The organism is Rhizobium sp. BK602 (assembly GCF_014195095.1).
GTDB lineage: Bacteria > Pseudomonadota > Alphaproteobacteria > Rhizobiales > Rhizobiaceae > Rhizobium.
Genome location: NZ_JACIBC010000011.1, coordinates 109,181 through 126,706, shown reverse-complemented (window position 1 = coordinate 126,706; position 17,526 = coordinate 109,181). Strand labels below are relative to the sequence as shown.

At 60.8% G+C, this 17,526-nt stretch carries 17 protein-coding genes and 1 pseudogene; 11 read left to right on the top strand and 7 right to left on the bottom strand.

Annotated elements, in window-relative coordinates; translation table 11 throughout:
• Nucleotides 1–3: 3 nt before the first annotated feature.
• A pseudogene (locus FHX11_RS27615) lies at nucleotides 4–132 on the top strand (GNAT family N-acetyltransferase); the annotation flags it as partial.
• A gap of 550 nt (nucleotides 133–682) precedes the next feature.
• Nucleotides 683–2,479, top strand: a complete 1,797-nt coding sequence (locus FHX11_RS27610; protein WP_184363897.1) for an HAD-IIIC family phosphatase — start codon at nucleotides 683–685, stop codon at nucleotides 2,477–2,479.
• 39 nt (nucleotides 2,480–2,518) lie between these two features.
• Here the strand turns inward: FHX11_RS27610 and FHX11_RS27605 are convergent, their stop codons facing one another.
• The 6 genes from FHX11_RS27605 to FHX11_RS27580 all read right to left on the bottom strand — a co-directional run bounded on the left by FHX11_RS27605 (nucleotide 2,519) and on the right by FHX11_RS27580 (nucleotide 8,414).
• Nucleotides 2,519–3,739, bottom strand: a complete 1,221-nt coding sequence (locus FHX11_RS27605) for a DUF1501 domain-containing protein (protein WP_184363893.1) — start codon at nucleotides 3,737–3,739, stop codon at nucleotides 2,519–2,521.
• Nucleotides 3,740–3,741: 2 nt separating this feature from the next.
• Nucleotides 3,742–5,217: a DUF1800 family protein gene (locus FHX11_RS27600; protein ID WP_184363890.1), complete on the bottom strand. Its 1,476-nt coding sequence runs from the start codon at nucleotides 5,215–5,217 to the stop codon at nucleotides 3,742–3,744.
• A 75-nt stretch (nucleotides 5,218–5,292) separates the two neighbouring features.
• Nucleotides 5,293–5,742: a periplasmic heavy metal sensor gene (locus FHX11_RS27595; protein ID WP_184363887.1), complete on the bottom strand. Its 450-nt coding sequence runs from the start codon at nucleotides 5,740–5,742 to the stop codon at nucleotides 5,293–5,295.
• A complete protein-coding gene (locus tag FHX11_RS27590; RefSeq protein ID WP_184363884.1) occupies nucleotides 5,739–6,188 on the bottom strand; it encodes a hypothetical protein in 450 nt (149 codons plus the stop codon). The genes FHX11_RS27595 and FHX11_RS27590 overlap by 4 nt, the downstream gene beginning before the upstream one ends.
• Nucleotides 6,181–6,753 (bottom strand): RNA polymerase sigma factor, encoded by a 573-nt coding sequence (locus FHX11_RS27585; protein WP_184363998.1) that lies wholly within the window; start codon nucleotides 6,751–6,753, stop codon nucleotides 6,181–6,183. Before FHX11_RS27585 ends, FHX11_RS27590 begins: the two co-directional genes overlap by 8 nt.
• A gap of 245 nt (nucleotides 6,754–6,998) precedes the next feature.
• On the bottom strand, nucleotides 6,999–8,414 hold the full coding sequence (locus FHX11_RS27580) for a dipeptidase (RefSeq protein WP_184363881.1): 1,416 nt from the start codon (nucleotides 8,412–8,414) through the stop codon (nucleotides 6,999–7,001).
• Between the two features lie 13 nt (nucleotides 8,415–8,427).
• Here FHX11_RS27580 and FHX11_RS27575 point away from each other — a divergent pair, with 13 nt between their 5' ends.
• The gene (locus FHX11_RS27575; RefSeq protein ID WP_184363878.1) at nucleotides 8,428–8,598 is read left to right on the top strand and encodes a hypothetical protein; all 171 of its coding nucleotides are present in this window, start codon (nucleotides 8,428–8,430) and stop codon (nucleotides 8,596–8,598) included.
• A gap of 36 nt (nucleotides 8,599–8,634) precedes the next feature.
• Here FHX11_RS27575 and FHX11_RS27570 read toward each other — a convergent pair whose 3' ends face one another.
• A complete protein-coding gene (locus FHX11_RS27570; RefSeq protein WP_348649744.1) occupies nucleotides 8,635–9,525 on the bottom strand; it encodes an alpha/beta hydrolase in 891 nt (296 codons plus the stop codon).
• Between the two features lie 120 nt (nucleotides 9,526–9,645).
• Between FHX11_RS27570 and FHX11_RS27565 the strand changes: the two genes are divergently transcribed.
• The 8 genes from FHX11_RS27565 to FHX11_RS27530 all read left to right on the top strand — a co-directional run bounded on the left by FHX11_RS27565 (nucleotide 9,646) and on the right by FHX11_RS27530 (nucleotide 17,473).
• Nucleotides 9,646–10,536, top strand: coding sequence for a LysR substrate-binding domain-containing protein (locus FHX11_RS27565; RefSeq protein ID WP_184363991.1), 891 nt, complete (start codon nucleotides 9,646–9,648; stop codon nucleotides 10,534–10,536).
• Between the two features lie 181 nt (nucleotides 10,537–10,717).
• A complete protein-coding gene (locus FHX11_RS27560; protein WP_184363875.1) occupies nucleotides 10,718–11,602 on the top strand; it encodes a dihydrodipicolinate synthase family protein in 885 nt (294 codons plus the stop codon).
• A 24-nt stretch (nucleotides 11,603–11,626) separates the two neighbouring features.
• The gene (locus tag FHX11_RS27555; protein ID WP_184363872.1) at nucleotides 11,627–12,286 is read left to right on the top strand and encodes a GntR family transcriptional regulator; all 660 of its coding nucleotides are present in this window, start codon (nucleotides 11,627–11,629) and stop codon (nucleotides 12,284–12,286) included.
• A gap of 51 nt (nucleotides 12,287–12,337) precedes the next feature.
• The gene (locus tag FHX11_RS27550) at nucleotides 12,338–13,669 is read left to right on the top strand and encodes a sugar ABC transporter substrate-binding protein (protein WP_184363869.1); all 1,332 of its coding nucleotides are present in this window, start codon (nucleotides 12,338–12,340) and stop codon (nucleotides 13,667–13,669) included.
• Nucleotides 13,669–14,607 (top strand): sugar ABC transporter permease, encoded by a 939-nt coding sequence (locus tag FHX11_RS27545; RefSeq protein ID WP_184363866.1) that lies wholly within the window; start codon nucleotides 13,669–13,671, stop codon nucleotides 14,605–14,607. The genes FHX11_RS27550 and FHX11_RS27545 overlap by 1 nt, the downstream gene beginning before the upstream one ends.
• Nucleotides 14,607–15,428 carry a carbohydrate ABC transporter permease gene (locus tag FHX11_RS27540; RefSeq protein WP_184363863.1) on the top strand — a complete coding sequence of 274 codons (822 nt, stop codon included), beginning with the start codon at nucleotides 14,607–14,609 and terminating at the stop codon, nucleotides 15,426–15,428. Before FHX11_RS27545 ends, FHX11_RS27540 begins: the two co-directional genes overlap by 1 nt.
• A gap of 36 nt (nucleotides 15,429–15,464) precedes the next feature.
• The gene (gene ugpC / locus FHX11_RS27535) at nucleotides 15,465–16,523 is read left to right on the top strand and encodes a sn-glycerol-3-phosphate ABC transporter ATP-binding protein UgpC (protein WP_184363860.1); all 1,059 of its coding nucleotides are present in this window, start codon (nucleotides 15,465–15,467) and stop codon (nucleotides 16,521–16,523) included.
• Entirely contained in the window at nucleotides 16,523–17,473 is a 951-nt protein-coding gene (locus FHX11_RS27530) for a sugar kinase (RefSeq protein ID WP_184363857.1), read from the top strand. Before ugpC ends, FHX11_RS27530 begins: the two co-directional genes overlap by 1 nt.
• Nucleotides 17,474–17,526 lie beyond the last annotated feature (53 nt).

Sequence of the window (17,526 nt, the reverse complement as noted above, 5' to 3'; positions counted from 1 at the left end):
CGCGAAAACCCGACCGCGATCGCCTTCTATCGTCGCCAGGGCTTCAGCGAAATCGGCAGAATTCCCGGCGGCGTCCGCCACAATGGCAGGGAGATCGACGACATCATGATGGCACGGCGACTGACGGCCTGACCCAACATGCCAGCTCCGCTCCCCGACAATAGCGGCACATGTATCGAAGGCTATTGCCCCTCATCCCTCGTACCGGATCGCTGAATCCAGGATGAATACGCAATTCAGCGACGATTCATTGGGCGCACCCTAGAGATTTCCACGCCGATGAACCCCAACACCATCGGCGGGAGGCCCGTCCGTGAGCGGCTATGGCTGGTGACGGGCGGGCTTCTCCTTTCTGATTGCAATAGCAGTCGCGTCGCCTCACCCAAGACGCCGACATAATATCCGGACGAACTCGCCGCAGACGCAATCGCCAACTCACAACCCAAACGCGTCTCGACCCTCAATATTTTCGCCAAATCGCACGGAATACGTATGAAGCCGACGGTTTATGGCTGGCGTTGATAGCGAGCCGCAATGATATTAGCGCATCAATTTAGGCGACAAGTAAAAAATCAAAATAGATCCGGCATAAATCATAGTAACAATATATTTATAGCTTAATTTATTTAGGAGACTCAAATAAATTAAATCAGTATTTCCAACAACGCTATCGGGATCATCAATGCTCGAAGACAATAAATCTGTGAAGAGATCCAATACGGAATACCACTTTCGAACACCGCGAGATTTGGCCGTCCTGGACTCCCAAGTGAAACGCATTTTGATTGTTGGTTCATGCACTTCGCAGGGGGTTAGTGAATACGCTCACAAAATTTTCCCCGACGTTCAAACAGATCATATCCTCTATAATTTCCCTGGAATTGCCGAATCCAGTTTGCCGAGGCCGGCAGAAGATTATGATTTCCAGCTCATTTACCTTCCCTTGAGAACGGTCGTTCCGGAAACAATGCTCGCCGATCTGTCTCACGAGAGCGAGGAACCCTTCATAGAGAAATTCGAGGAAGCAAAAGACAGGCTTCTCCAAACGCTGAACGGTGCATTGGAATATACTGAAAACTCCAATCTACTCACGTTCATATCAGAGTTTCTGGCACCTCAGCAGAACCTGATCGGTCGTCTGTTGCCGCGTCACGACTTCCGCAATCCCACCTACTTTGTCGAGCAGCTCAACAGAGTTCTGCACGAAACCGCGCGCGACAGGACCAATACTCATATTGTTCAGACGGACGCCATCGCCTCAACTTTCGGTAAAAAATATATTCAGGAAGACTTTGTTGAAGCCTGGAGTCACGGATCTTACGCCAGTGATTGGGACAGCGAACACGATACGAGGCGCATTGCCGTACCCACGAAGCTGACGGACCTCTATCCATTCAACATCGAAGATTTCGTTCTCGCCATATGGAGCGAGATCGATGCCATGTACCGGACGATCAGGCAGAACGACAGCGTCAAGCTGGTCATTATCGACCTCGACGATACGCTTTGGCGCGGCGTCGTCGCCGAGGACGGCATTCATCCTTACATTCTCGAGGGCTGGCCGCTCGGCATGGTGGAGGCCCTGAAGTATCTCAAGCACAGGGGCATCGTCCTGGCGATCGTCAGCAAGAATGAAGAAGCCAGAATAAACGAACTTTGGCCAAGCATTCTTGGCGGACGGCTCGACCTTGACGATTTCGCGATCCGCAAGATCAATTGGCGGCCAAAGGCGGAAAATATCCAGGAGATCCTGACTTACACGAATCTCCTGCCCAAGAACGTTGTTTTCATCGACGACAACCCCGTTGAACGGCAATCGGTCAAGGCTGCCTTCCCGGCAATCCGCACCCTCGGGGAAGAATTGTACTCGATACGGCGTGTCCTTCTTTGGGCACCTGAACTGCAAGTGCCCTATATCAGCCAGGAATCAGCCCGGCGCACGCAGATGATCCAGGATCAAGTAAAGCGTGAGACCGCAAGGTCTCAGATGACCCGCAATGATTTTCTAGCCTCGCTAGGCGTCAAGGTTTCGATCCGGGACATAACGGATGTTACGCATAACAGCTTTGCACGCGCATTCGAATTGATCAACAAGTCCAATCAGTTCAATACAACAGGCAAACGCTGGAGCCTGGAGGAGTGCAGCCGAGCGCTTGCCGAGGGCTGGAAATTCTCGACCTTTGACGTTCAGGATAATTACTCGTCTTATGGGCTGGTTGGAGTCGCCATCTTGCATGGGCCACATCTCCATCAGTTCGTTATGAGCTGCCGGGTTGTGGGGCTCGGGGTGGAAAACGCCTTCATCCGTTTCCTCTATCACCATGGCGGTCTGAAAAGTGGGCACATTGTCGAAACGGAAGCGAACCTCGTGGTCCGCGATCTTTTCCAGAAATGCGGCTTCTATTACGACGCTCCCAATTGGATAACGGACGGTGACTTTCCCGAATCCTATCAGCATGTGACGATCGCGGTGGCGTAAGGCTCCATTCTCGCTATTTCAAGGAAAGCGCCGACCACCTCACACAATCAGCCCCTTCATCGGCCGCACGGCATCGGACCCCGGAAAAACATCACGGGCCAACAACGCCGTGGAAGCCCCGAGCAGGTCGACGGCGATCCCCTTTATCACCGCGCGCAGATCGGTCGTCGCGGCCAGGTCACGGCCGTCGCGCAATTGCTGCTGCTTGAGGCCTGGCCAATCCGCGATGATCCGGCCGCCTTTGATCGCCCCTCCGGCCAGAAATGCCGTCGTACCGGTGCCGTGATCGGTGCCATCTGTACCGTTGACGCGGGCGGTGCGCCCGAATTCCGTGGCAACGACGATGGCGGTGTCCTTCCAGCTGGGTCCGAGTTCCTGCTCGAAGGCCGCCAGTGCATTGTCGAGGCCGGCGAGCAGTCGCGTCAGGCGGCCGATCTCGCCGGCATGGGTATCCCAACCTTCGAAGGCCAGCGCCGCCACGCGCGGCCCGTCGTCCCGAGCAAGCAGGCGCGCGGCTCCTCTGGCCATCTGCTCCATCCCGGCAGGCTCGCCGGGCCCGCCGCGTGACTTCACATCGAGGCCGGCCGCAATCTTGCCGGTCGAAATCCCTTCCGCCAACAATTTTGCAAACAGCGGATCGGTCTGCGTGTAGAGATCCATCAGACGCGGCGGCAGATCCGCACTCACGGGCTGCAGGCTCGACGGCGCCCAGCCGAGAACCGGAGCCTTGCCGCGAATGACCAACGGCGTGTTCGCTCCGATCGCCAAGCCACGCAGAGCAGGACCATCCGGCGCGACCTTGTCGCCTTTCGGAAGACCCTCGAGCATGCGGTTCAACCAGCCTGAATCGACGCGACCCGGCATCTCATAGCCGGATTCCAGCACGTCCTGTCCATCGAAATGCGACCGGTCGCGATAGGAGGTGGCGCTGGCATGGACCACAGCCGCCTGGCCCGCCCGATAGAGCCGATTGAAATTGGGCATCGACGGATGCAGGGCGAAGAAACCATCCAGCGGAAGCACTGCGTCGGGACCGGTGGTCGTCATTGCGATCGACTGACGCAATGACGCGTAGTCCGGATCTCCGATAGGCGGAACCGCCGTCAGACCGTCCAGGGCTCCGCGCAGGATGATGGTGACGAAGCGCGGATCGCGGCCACCGGCCGCATGGGCAAATCTCGGGATGAAGGCCCAGGCGAACAAGGCGCCTGAAGCCCCGAGAACGGCACGGCGAGTGGGAGTCATCAGTTCACAGCTCATGATCAGCGCCTTTGAAATTCGGGAGAGAGATAGGCGATTGAAAGCCCTTGGCCCCGCGTTTCGGCGCGGGAGACCGCCTGCAGCGTCTCGTCGGACAGAAGCGGCCCAAGTGCCGCCGAAACCAGGCGGCGGGGATCGGTCTGCGGCGGCATGGCATTGGCGATCGTGTTCGCCACATCCATGCGGCTGCTGAGCCCCTCGCTGGAAGCCCAGGCATCGACGGTATCGGCAAAGCCATTGGGGCCGGCCGGCGCCCAGGGGCGCTGTCCCATGGCAGCCAGGGCGTTGACGATCACGTTGGGCTTCAAGCGTTCGCCGCTCGCTCGCAGGAGAGCGATCATGAACTCATGCGGCGAACGAACCTTGGCGAGCTTCGGATCCCAAGCCTCCTCGGCATCGAGCAATGCGAGATAGACGGCCGACAGATCCCCTTCGGTCTTGGTGAAGGTTGCCGAAAGTTTTTGAACGAGCGCGGGCGGAGGAGCGTCCGCGACAAAGTGGCGAGCAAGCTTGGTGGCTATGTGCCTGGCCGTCGCCGGATGGCGCGACAGATCATGCAGCACGTCCCGCCCCTGAGCAAAGCCGTCATTGGCATACGTGAGGCCCAGGAGCGTCTGGTCGCCGGGCTCATGGGCCGCGCCATTGAAGGCGAAGCTGCCGGAGGCTCCCAGAGGCGACTGACCGCGCACCACCGTCCAGCCGGTGATCACCCGCGCAAGCGCGGTTACATCCGCCTGCGTGTAGCCGCCATCCACGCCAAGCGTATGCAGTTCCAGTGTCTCGCGGGCGAGATTCTCGTTCAGACCGCGTTTACCGTTGGCATTCGCCTTGGAGTTCGGCCCGATCGACTGCCGATTGTCGAGAAACGACAGCATCGCGGGATGGGTTTCGACGGCCAGCAGCATGTCCGAAAAGCGGCCGAAAACATGGGGACGGATAGCCTCACGCTCAAATGCGCCCGCGAGGATATGAACCTCCTCGCCGCTCGCGATGGAAACGGCGAAATGGTTGGCCCAGAACATCGCAAGCCTTTCGCCGAAGCCGATCAGCGGCTGGTGGATCGTGCCGTTGAAGCGGGCATCCAGTTCGGCCAGAAAGACCTGTTGCGGCAGATAGGGCGGCGGCGCGGCCGGTGCGGGCTTCGCCATCGCAGGCGGCTCGCCTTTCTGGCCTTCCGTCGGAACGCCGGACATGACCGCATCGGGATGCCCCCCGGAACTTTGCGCAGGCGCAGAAACGGACTGAACTTGCGCCCTCATCTGCTTGCGCTCTTCCTGAAAATCATAGAGCGCCACGAGCAGGTCCGCCGAGGGCTGCAGCTCGGGGCCAACGGGCACCGGCACGAAGCGTTCCGTGATCTCTTCACGCAAGACGCCGCGAGGGTCGGAAACTATCGGTGCAATCCCGTTGCCATCGGCGCCGAGCCCAAATCGTGAAAGGGCGATTGCGGCATAAACATCGTTCGACGGTTGCGTCATGGACCAGCCAGCTCCTGCATCAGCCATGTCCGTTAAACGCAGGCAAGCCGCCAACCCGTCGCCCCGCGGGTGTGATTATTTTGTGGCAGCCGGTTTCGGGGCGTTGCGGCGGATCAAGCTTTCGGCCAGCGCACGGCGTTCGTCGTAAGACAGCGTCGCCGCAAAATCGACGGCGCGTTGCTCGATCCTTTCGCGCAGGGCCATATCGGCGTCGCGAGCTCTCGCCAGCGCGGCGGAGAGCGCGGCTGTATCGAGGTTCGGCTGGCCCAGCAGGGAGGCGGCATCTATCTTCGCCTGCTGCGCTTCGAGAATGCTTGGACGATCGGCCTTGCGCGCATCGTTGAGCGCCTGGCGGAAGGCCGCTCTCTGCCCCGAGGGAAGCTGTTCACCGGCAAGCGGCAGGCTCTCGGCCTTGTTCTGCGTGCTGCGGACCCAGGTGAGCCCACCGCCCGCCAATGCGCCGATCAGAAAAATATTCAGCACCAGGAGAGAGATGACGATAATTCGAAAGCTGCGTTCCGTCATTGTGCCTCCTGCACAGCCGTTGCGTCATGCCCGATATCACCGAACACGGTGGCCGTCTGGTCCGAGGCGATGGTCGCGTCGGATGCCGTGCCCGGCGTCAGCACGGCAATTGCGATGCTGCCCGCCAAGGCGCCGGCAACCCCCACGCCGATAAGCCCGATACCTGCGGTCGACAGACGAAACCAGCTGCGCAGCCGGGAGCGGCGCAGAAGCCGGGCCAATATTCGGTCCTTGAGGCCATCATCGATATTGTTCAAGGCGTAGGCATCGAGCAGTCGGTCCAGATCGGCGGCGGCGGCAAGTACCGACATGCCTTCCGGCGTCCTGGCGAACTCCCTGGCCGAGGCGCGATCCTGCTCCGGCCACCGATCGATGGCGCCTCCATAGGCCTGCGCCAGCCTGGCAAAATGCTCGGCGCCCATCGCCCTTGGGACCTTCTCAGTCATCGACGCGCTCCTTCAACAACAGCGCTTGCAGTGCGCGTCGTCCGCGCGCAAGCAGGCTTTCCAATGCATCCACGGTAATATCCATGATCGCGGCCGCCTCCGCATTCGACATCGCCTGATAGTAGACCAGCACGATCGCTTCGCGCTGGCGCGGCGCGATCATCTGTAGCGCCTGCTCCATACGCCTGCCCGGATCGTCCTCGCTCATCAGCCCGGCATCCGGCGACGGCCCTTCATACGGGAGCTCAGGCGGATGCTGGGCAAACACATCCTTGCGGCGGCGCAAGCGGTCATAACAAAGATTGATCGCGACGCGATGGACCCATGTACTGAAGCGCGCGTTGCGCCGGCGCCAGCGATCGGCATTGCGCCACACGCGCAGGAACGTTTCCTGCGCGACATCCTCGGCCTCCCCGGCATCGCCAAGCATGCGCGTCGCGACCGCCATGATGCGGGGCAGTTGCCGCGATATCAAAACGCGCATTGCCGGAGCATCGCCTGCCGCAATCCGGACAACCAGATCCTCGTCGGGATCTCCCTCTTTGGGTACGCGATCCCAATTCATCGCCAACCGCTATCGTCCAAGTGCCGAGGAGCATGCCTGCCGCAGATCGCCCCCTCCTCGACCGACGGAGCTTTGAGACTATCGATGACACCCGACGGTCCGCAGCCATATGATTGCGATGTCTCCGACAGATCCGTCTCCCCTTCAAACGCGAGCGCTTACCTTTCAGCTTGAACGCTTGAGCGTCCGAAATCCGTCGATCGCACCCTGTCGATTTTCGTCAAGAACAGCGATGTGCCCACGAATCAGCCCTGGGTCCCCTCGATCTCGCTCAGGGACGCCAGAATGCGGACCCAGGAGCGAATGCCCTTATGAAAGCTGGACAGATCATATTTCTCATTCGGACTGTGGACGCGATTATCGAAACGGGCGAAACCGACCAGGAGCGCGTCGCAGCCGAGGCGCCGCTTGAATTCGCCGATGATCGGGATGGAGCCGCCGGTACCGGCGAGCGCCGCCTCGCGCTGCCATTCGGCGGTCAGAGCTTCCAACGTCTTGCGCAGGAAGGGGCTGTCCAGCGGCATGACGGTGGCCGGAGCCAGACCGTAATCCTTGAAAGTGACCGAGCAGTCGGCGGGAATACGCGCCCGCACATGCGCCTGGAAAGCGTCGCGAACGGCAAGCGGATCTTGCCCCTCGACCAGGCGGAAGGAGATTTTGGCGATGGCTTTCGCCGGGATCACGGTCTTGAAGCCATCGCCGGTATAACCGCCGCTCATGCCGTTGATCTCGCAGCTCGGCCTCGCCCAGACCTGTTCGAGAACGGAGCGTCCCTGTTCTCCCGCCGGGATCGAAAGACCGATATCGCGCAGGAAGCCGTCCTCATCGAAAGGCAGGCTCGCCCATTGCGCCTTGACGGCCGCGGGCAGCTCCTTGACTCCATCATAAAAGCCGGCGACCGCCACGCCGCCATCCGGCGTACGCAGGCTCGCAATGATCTCCGACAGAAGCTGCAGCGCATTGCGCGCGGCATTGCCGAACATGCCGGAATGAAGATCGCGATCGGCGCAGGTGATTTCGATCTCCTGGCCAACGAGGCCGCGCAGCATCGTCGTCACCGCCGGCGTATCATGATCCCACATGTCGGTGTCGCAGACGAGAACCGTATCGGCGGCAAGTTCGGAGGCGGTCTTGTCTAGGAAAGGCGCAAGGCTTGGGCTGCCGGCCTCCTCCTCCCCTTCGAACAGGATGCTGACCTTGATCGGCAGCGCGCCAGTCACGGATTTCCATGCACGGCAAGCTTCGACGAAGGTCATCAGCTGGCCCTTGTCATCGGAGGCGCCGCGCGCGACGATCGCCGTGTCGCCGTTCCCGAGCGGCTGCAACACCGGTTCGAACGGATCGGTCTTCCACAATGCCAGCGGATCGACCGGCTGCACGTCGTAGTGGCCATAGAAGAGCACATGCGGTCCACCGGCATGCTTGTCGTGGCCGACCACCATTGGATGGCCGCTCGTATCGCGGACCGAGGCATCGAAACCGATGCTCGCCAGGTCGCCGGCCAGCCATTCGGCCGCACGCCGGCAATGATCGCGATAGGCAGGATCGGTGGACACGCTCGGGATGCGGATGAGTTCGAAGAGCCGCTGCAGGCTCTCATCCATCGTCCGATCGACATGGGCGAGAACGGATTCGATCTGGTCGTTCGCGGGCTTGGGCATTCGGGAGCTCCTGATGGTCCGGCAGGACATATTCGAGGGACTTGAACTGGACGCAGCCCCGGCGGGAATTTCGAGCCATCGTAACATCGCGCCCTTCATCATCAAGGCATCCGACGACAGCAAATCCCAGGTGTTTCATCCCGACGCCTCGATCAGGACGATCCGTGGCGTTAACAAGGTTTAGATTTCGTCCGTTATCCGATTGATTTCAAACAAGATCCTATTCCGTTTGACAGAAACGCAGGATTTCCATGCCAACCTGACGCGAGCTCTCGCGTTGCGGGAAATGCCCCACGCCGTCGAGCAGGCGGCGCTCATAGCGACCAAGGAAGAAAGCCTCGCGCCCCTCCGAACTGTCTGGGTGATTGCAGGTATCGGCCGATCCGTGCAGCACCAGTGTCGGTACGGATAAGCGAGGAGCGGGATGCAGACGTTTTTCATCCTCCGCATAGGCCGGATCGCCCTCGGCAAAGCCCCAGCGATGCCGATAGGAATGCAGGACAACATCCGCCCAATCACTTCCAACGAAAGCGGCGGCGGCCTGTTCGAAATCTTGTTCGTCATACCAACCGGCCGGAGCCCATGTATCCCACATCTGGCGAGCAAACGCCTTGGGCTCCTGTTTGACGACATATTCACCGCGCGGCGTCGCCATGAACCAATGATACCAGTAGTTGCGCGCCTGCTTTAGGCTCAGTGGTTGATTAGGGTCGTTGGTGCCATAGCCAACCGAAAGCATGACCAGATGCGAGGCGACCGTCTCGCGTAACCCACAGGCATTCGCAGCTGCCCGCGCACCCCAATCGTGACCGACAAGCACTGGACGATGGAGCTGCAAAACATCGATGAATTCAAGCAAATCGCGACCGAGCGCCGACAACTGACCGCTCCGGGGCGTCTTCGCATCGCGAAACCGGGTCGGATGAAAGCCCCGGAGCGCGGGGACTAAGACGCGAAAACCTGCATCGGCCAGCAGGGGAGCAACGTCCTTCCAGCACGACGGGCTATCAGGCCAACCGTGAAGGAGCACCGCTGACCGCATTCCCTTCGGATTCCATTCACGATAAGCGATCTCGAGACGAGATGTTACGGCGATCTGATGGTCTGACACGTTTGGCTCCTTGGAATGTCGCGGAACCACTATAGACCGAGCATTCTGGACAATTACTGATTAATCGTGGATCATTGGTGATGTTTCGCATTCAATGGAGTGGAGGACGATTTGTCGGATATGCGCGGTCTGCCATTGGACACGCTTCTCATGCGGACTTTCCTGGAAGTGGTGGAAAGGGCAAGCTTTGTAGCGGCCGCCGAAAGGCTGGCGCTGACGCCGTCCGCCGTGAGTGGGCATATCAAACGCCTTGAGGAAACGTCCGGAGCAGCACTCCTGATCCGTACCACACGCAGTGTCGAACTGACCAAATCGGGGACGATCCTCTATACCTACGCGAAGAACATCCTTGATCTGGAGCGTGAAGCACGCGCAAAGCTGCGCGGTTCCCCATTGCGGGGACATCTGCGCATCGGAGCCAGTGAAGATTTTGCCAGCACCTGGCTTCCCCAAGCCTTACGCCAGTTCCATTCCGAGCACCCCGCGACGACCTTTGAACTGAAAGTCGGTATCACCTTGGATTTATTGCGCGAACAGGACCAAGGACGATTGGATCTGGTCTTCGGCAAGCAATGCAGCCCGATACAAGCGGCCGGAGAGCTGCTGTGGGAAGAACCCCTGATCTGGACGTTTGCGGCGGATAAGCAACTGGACCCCGCCCAGCCTTTGCCCCTCGCTCTATTTCCTGAGCCCTGCGTCTATCGGGAAACCGCGACCACCGCGCTTAACCAAGCCGACCGGAAATGGCGCATCGTATTTGAAAGCAGCAGTATGGCGGGCTGCGTCTCGGCGGCTCAGGCTGGTTTGGCAGCAACGGTTCTGGCTCAGAGCCAAAGCCGGGATGGACTGCGGCAGCTCGGGTGCGACGAGGGCTTTCCCAAGCTGCCGCCGGCCCGCTTCTATGCTTTCGTCGGGGCTGAGACACCTGCGTCAGTCAGTATGATCGCGGCGGCCCGTCTCATCGGACATCATAGACACTTCCGCCCGCAAGGGCTTCCTCCCAGAAGCTAGAACACCAAGCAAGCGGCAGTTGCTCAGGTGCCTTGCACGACCTGTCCGAAACATAGCGGAGATTCAGCGGAGGCCTACCTTTCCGGTGAGACCCCGTTCTTTACGACACTCGAAAGATTCGCTCTTTACAACTAACATGTTAGTCTGCATATACTGACATCCCATCAAGGAGGAATGGAACTTGTCACGCAAATTCGGTCTATCGGTCGCGCTTACGACACCCTTCGATGCCAGCGGCAACATCGCGATCGGCACGATGATCAAGCAGGCCGAACTGAGCCTTGCGTCAGGCTGCTCGAGCGTGACGCTGTTCGGGACCACCGGCGAAGGCTCGTCGATCGGAACACAGGAACGGGAACGGGTGCTCGACGCCTTCCTCGGCGCCGGCATTGCCGGCGAGCGCATGATCGCGGGCATCATGGCGGATTCAGTCGAGAACGCCGCCGCGCAGGCCAAATCGGCGCTGACCCGTGGCGTGCGCAACATCCTGCTTGCACCGCCCTTCTATTTCAAGAATGTCAGTGACGAAGGCCTCTTCCAGTGGTTTTCGGCCGTCTTTGCACGCCTAGGAGACGAGGCGCGCGACATCATCGTCTACAATATTCCCTCCGTCACCATGGTGCCTCTGTCGGTGGCGCTGATCGGCAGGCTGCGCGACGCCTTTCCCGGCATCGTCACCGGCGTCAAGGATTCCTCCGGCGACTGGCCCTATACAGAAGCGCTGCTGAAGGCACATGGCGATCTCATCATCCTGATCGGCGACGAGCGTCATCTGGCCAAGGGGGTTCGCCTGGGTGGCCAGGGGGCGATTTCCGGCATGGCGAATTTCGTGCCGCGTGAAATCAGGCTGATGGCCGAAGAGGGAAAGGACGATCCTCGCGTCGAGAGCTTCGTTCCCGAACTCCTGAAATTTCCGGTGACGGCCGCGGTCAAGGCCATGGTGGCCCATATCTCGGGAGAGGAAATCTGGCTTGCGGTTCGCCCGCCGCTCGTTTCAATATCCGGCGAAGGACGGAATCAGCTCATCGGCGCTTTCGATACGCTTTTCAGATCCAGGGCGGCCTGAGCGAACCGGACAGGGAGGGGACGAATGGACGGTATGAACGAGCAGCCGACGTTGCGGGAAAAGGCTTATGCGAGCTTTACCCAGCATCTGCTCGCTCGCGACGTGCGTCCCGGCGAATTCGTTTCGCAGCGCAGGCTCGTCGAACTGACCGGCCTGCCGCTGGGCGCCATCCGCGAACTCATCCCGCGCCTTGAGGCCGAAGGATTGATCAAGACCGTGCCGCAGCGCGGGCTGCAGATCGCCCATATCGACCTCAACCTCATTCGCGAGGCGTTTCAGCTGCGCATCTTCCTGGAAAAGGAAGCGGTGGCGCTCTTCACGCAGACGGCCTCGGATGAGGCCATCGCCGTGCTTTTGAAGCAACACCGCGACATTGCCGACGCCATCCAGTCCGGCAACACGTCTCAGGAACTCGAGCTTCACGCGCAATCGGTCGACTGGGGCATGCACGACGTTTTCATTGACGCACTCGGCAACACAATTATTTCGAACGCCTATCGCGTCAATTCCATCAAGATGCGCCTGATCAGCCAGGACCGCTTCCGGATCAACGGGCATGTCGGACCGGTCATGAACGAGCATCTGCAAGTGCTTGAAGCGATCCAAAGGCGATCCGCGGAAGATGCCGTCGCATCGCTCGTCTCGCATATCACCGGAGCGAGGGACCGCGCTTTGAAAATCTGAATGAAACAGGCCGCGAATGAGGAGATTTTCGGCCATAAGAGGAGGAACCACATGTCATCGTCATTCATCAATCCGACACGCCGCCACTTCATGGCGGGCACGGCAGCCCTGGGGGCGGCAAGCCTTCTTGGCGTGCGCACCGCATCGGCGGCGGTAGATTGGAAGCGCTTTTCCGGGACCACGCTGGAGGTCAACCTGGTCAAGAGCCCACGCAGCGAAATCATCATCAAATATCTGAGCGAGTTCGAAGCGCTGACCGGCATCAAGGTCAATGCCGAGGCGACGCCGGAACAGCAGCAGCGCCAGAAGACGACGATCGAGCTCAGCTCCGGCAAGCCGAGCTTCGACGTGGTGCATCTGAGCTATCACGTGCAGAAGCGGCAGTTCGAAAAGGGCGGCTGGCTCGCCGATATCAGCGGCTTCCTGAAGGACCCGTCCTTGACCGACCCGTCGCTGGTCGAAAGCGACTTTGCCGAGGCCGGCCTGAAATTCGCCAAGGACTCCAATGGCGTCCTTCGCTCCCTGCCCTTCTCGGTGGATTACTGGATCGTCTATTGGAACAAGACCCTCTTCGAAAAGAAGGGGCTCGCCTATCCGCAGACGTTCGAGGACATGGCCGCCGCCGCCGAGGCGCTGACCGACAAATCGACCAATACCTACGGCTTCGTCGCCCGCGGCCTCAAGAATGCCAACACGCCGGTCTGGACAGCCTTCATGCTCGGCTACGGCATGACGCCGCTCTCCGCCGACGGCAAGCTGCGCACGACATCGCCGGAAGCGGTCGAGGCCGCCAAGCTCTATCAGCGTCTGATGACCAAGGCAGCGCCTCCCGGCGTCTCCGGCTTCAACTGGGCGGAATCGCAATCGGCTTTCCTGCAGGGCAAGATCGGCATGTGGTTCGACGGCGTCGGTTTCGCCCCGCCAATCGAAAACCCGGAGAAATCCCGTGTTGTCGGCCAGGTCGGCTACAGCGTCATTCCCAAGGGCCCTGCCGGACAGGCGGCCGCCACCTTCGGCGACGGCATCGGCGTGACGGCGGCCAGCCAGAAGAAGGAAGCCGCCTATCTCTTCTGCCAATGGGTGATCTCGCACGACATGGGCGCGCGCCTGCTGCAGGCCGGCGCCGGCGTGCCGTTCCGCCAGTCCGTTCTTGAGGATCAGAAGGTGCGTGAAGGCGTCAAGATGCCTGGGGCCTGGCTGGATGCCGTCGTCGGCTCCGGCAAGGTCTCCGCGCTCGGCCTTCCCGTCATCATTCCGGTCACCGAATTCCGTGACATCTATGGCGTGGCACTGACCAACATGATCGGCGGCGCCGACCCGGCGGCCGAACTCAAGACCGCAACGGCTCAATTCGAGCCCGTGCTTGCCCGAAGTGAGGGGTAATGGCCTCCGTGAGTATCGACAATACCGCGACGAACACCGCCGGGAAGAGGAACAAGCCCAGGAAAGGGCTTGTTCCCAACTATTGGCCCTTCGTCATCCCGGCCCTGGTGGTCATCGCCGCAGTCATCGTTTTTCCATGGGTCTTCACCCTTTGGATGAGCGTGAACAGCTGGACGCTGGGGCAATCCCAGAGCTTCGCGGGCTTTGCCAATTATGCCCGGCTGGCGACGGATGCCCGCTTCTGGGAGGCGCTGTGGCATACGGTGCTCTACACGGGCCTTTCGGTCATCGCGCCGGTTTTCCTGGGAACCCTTGCCGCGCTGATCTTCGATGCGCAATTTCCCCTGCGCGGCTTCCTGCGCGGCATCTTCGTCATGCCGATGATGGCGACGCCGGTGGCGATCGCGCTTGTCTGGACCATGATGTTCCATCCGCAGCTCGGCGTGCTCAACTATCTCCTCTCGTTTATCGGCATCGGCCCGCAGGAATGGATCTACAACCAGTTCAGCGTCATTCCCTCGCTGGTTTTGGTGGAGACCTGGCAATGGACGCCGCTCGTCATGCTGATCGTGCTCGGCGGTCTCGCCGCCGTTCCGCGCGAGCCCTATGAAAGTGCGGAGATCGACGGCGCCAATGCCTGGCAGAAGTTCCGCTATCTCACTCTGCCGATGATCGCGCCCTTCCTGATGATTGCGATTATCATCCGCAGCATCGACGCGGTCAAAAGCTTCGACATCATCTATGCGATGACGCAGGGCGGCCCCGGAACGGCCTCGGAGACGATCAACATCTATCTCTACAACACCGCCTTCGCCTATTACGACGTCGGCTACGGCTCGGCCATGGCGGTCATCTTCTTCATCCTCATCGTCGCGCTGTCCTTCGTCCTGCTGATGGCAAGGCAACGCACGAACTGGTCGGATACGGAGGCGCGGTGATGAAACGCAAGACGCTCGACCGCATCGGTCTTCTCTTTGTGGCGCTGGTGATGATCTCGCCGGTGGTCCTCTTCTTCCTCTGGATGATCTCGCTGTCCTTGAAATACGAGATCGACAATGGCGCCTATCCGCCGATCTTCATCCCCGAGCGCTTCGCCTGGTCGAACTACGTGAAGGTCTTCGAGGAGAATAATTTCTTCCTCTACTTCTGGAATTCCGTGCTGGTGACGGGTGCCGCCACCCTGCTCGCGCTTCTGATCGGCGTTCCTGCCGGCTACGGTATCGCCCGGCTGAAGGCGGAGAAATCGGCCGTCGTCATCATGATCGCCCGCATGACGCCCGGCCTCTCCTTCCTCATCCCGCTCTTCCTGCTCTTCCAGTGGCTGAACCTCCTGGGAACGCTCTGGCCGCAGATCATCATCCATCTGGTGGTCACCGTCCCGATCGTCGTGTGGATCATGATCGGCTATTTCGAGACGACGCCGATGGAGCTGGAAGAGGCCGCCAGCATCGACGGCGCGACGCCATGGCAGGTGTTCCGGCTGGTGGCGCTGCCGATCGCCAAGCCGGGGATCGTCGTCGCCTTCATCCTCTCGATCATCTTCTCATGGAACAATTTCGTCTTCGGCATCGTGCTCGCCAGCCGAGAGACGCGCACCTTGCCGGTCGCCGTCTACAACATGCTGTCCTTCGAGCAGGTGAGCTGGGGGCCGCTGGCCGCCGCCGCCCTGATCGTCACGCTGCCGGTGCTGGTTCTGACGATCTTTGCCCAGAAGCAGATCGTTGCCGGACTGACCGCCGGCGCCGTCAAGGGCGGCTGATCGCGGCACCCTACCCTATTCGAACAGGATCCAATCATGGCACCCGTCAACATTCAAAACATCCAGAAGCGCTTCGGCCAGGTCAAGGTCATCCATGATATCAGCGTCGACATTGCCGACGGCGAATTCGTGGTCCTTGTCGGCCCGTCCGGCTGCGGCAAATCCACATTGCTGCGCATGATCGCCGGGCTGGAGGAGGTCAGCGACGGCGAGATTCGCATCGGCGCCCGCGAGGTCAGCAACCTGCCGGCACGCGACCGCGACATCGCCATGGTCTTCCAGAACTATGCACTCTATCCGCACATGACGGTCGCCGAGAACATGGGCTTTGCGCTGAAACTGAAGAAGGCCAGCCCCGTGGAGATCACCGAGAAGGTGGAAAAGGCAGCCGCCATCCTCGGGCTCGAGGCGCTGCTCGACCGCCTGCCGCGCCAGCTTTCCGGTGGGCAGCGCCAGCGCGTGGCGATGGGCCGCGCGCTGGTTCGCGATCCGCAGGTCTTCCTGTTCGACGAGCCTCTGTCCAATCTCGATGCCAAGCTGCGCGTGCAGATGCGCGGCGAGATCAAATCCATGCATCAGCGGGTCGGCACGACGACGATCTATGTCACGCATGATCAGGTGGAGGCCATGACGATGGCCGACAAGATCGTCGTGCTGCATGGTGGCCTGATCGAGCAGGTCGGTGCGCCGCTCGATCTCTATGACCGCCCGGCCAATCTATTCGTCGCCGGCTTCATCGGCTCGCCGGCCATGAATTTCATCGATGGGAAAATCGAGGAAGGCGTGTTCCACAGCGACAAGGGCCTCATCCTGCCGCTGCCCTCTGGATTGCCCATCTCCCAGCACGGCGGCCGGCCGCTGGTCTACGGCATTCGCCCTGAGCATATTCGCGCCGCCAGCGGCGGGATTGCCGGACGGGTGCAGATCGTCGAGGGCACCGGCTCGGAAATCTACGCCAAGCTCGATTGCGGCGGCGAGACCATCGCCTGCCTGTTCCGCGAGCGGCTCGATATCCGCTTCGGCGACACGATCGATATCGGGATCGATGCGGGCAGCGTGCATCTGTTCGACAAGGCGAGCGGCAAACGGCTTTGATGTCCTTCTCGGTTTTCGATCAGCCGGCGGGCGCGCCCAAACATGTCCTCTGTGTCGGGGCCGCCGTTCTCGACACGCTGTTCCGCGTCCGTCATCTGCCATCGGGCCAGGGGAAGGTCCTGCCCTATGACATGCTGCAGATTGCCGAGGGCATGGCGTCGAGCGCTGCCTATGCGGTCGCCCGGCTCGGCGGCAAGGCGAGCCTGTGGGGCGCGGTCGGAGATGACGAGACCGGCGAACGGATCGTCCGCGATCTTAACGACGCCGGGATCGAAACGGACGGCATGCTGCGCGTCGAGGGCGCGCGCTCGGCGCTTTCCACCATCCTGATCGACGATGACGGTGAACGGCTGATCGTGCCCTTCTACGATCCGAAACTGCACGAGACGGTAAGAGCGGTCACGCCGCAGGATATCGCCGCCGTCGACGCCGTTCTCGTCGATGTGCGCTGGCCAGAGCTGGCGCTGCAGGTTCTGAAAGCCGCAAGAGACGCGGGCAAACCGGCCATTCTGGACGGCGATGTCGCGCCGGACGGCATCATCGAGCGGCTTGCACCGGCGGCAAGCCATATCGTGTTTTCCGAACCGGCCGCCGAGCGCCTGACCGGCGCTCAAGATGTTGCCGATATGGTGGCACGCCTGAAGCAGCGGTTCGGCCATGCCTTTATCTGCGTCACCGCCGGTGCCGCCGGCAGTTACTGGTTCGAAGACGACAGCGGCACGATCGCCCACTGGCCCGCGCTCGCGATCAAGGCCATCGACACGCTTGCCGCCGGCGATATCTTCCATGGCGCCTTTGCGCTGGCCATCGCCGAGGGCAAGACGCCGAGAGACGCGATCCACCTCTCCTCCATCGCCGCCGCGCTCAAATGCGAGGTCTTCGGCGGACGCTCGGGCGCTCCGACTCGGGCGCAGGTGATGGCTCGGGCCGTCCTTCAGGCGCAGGGTTGAGCTGCGCTCTCGATGGTTGCCTCCAGAAGCAGGCGATAAAATTGCGTTGACAA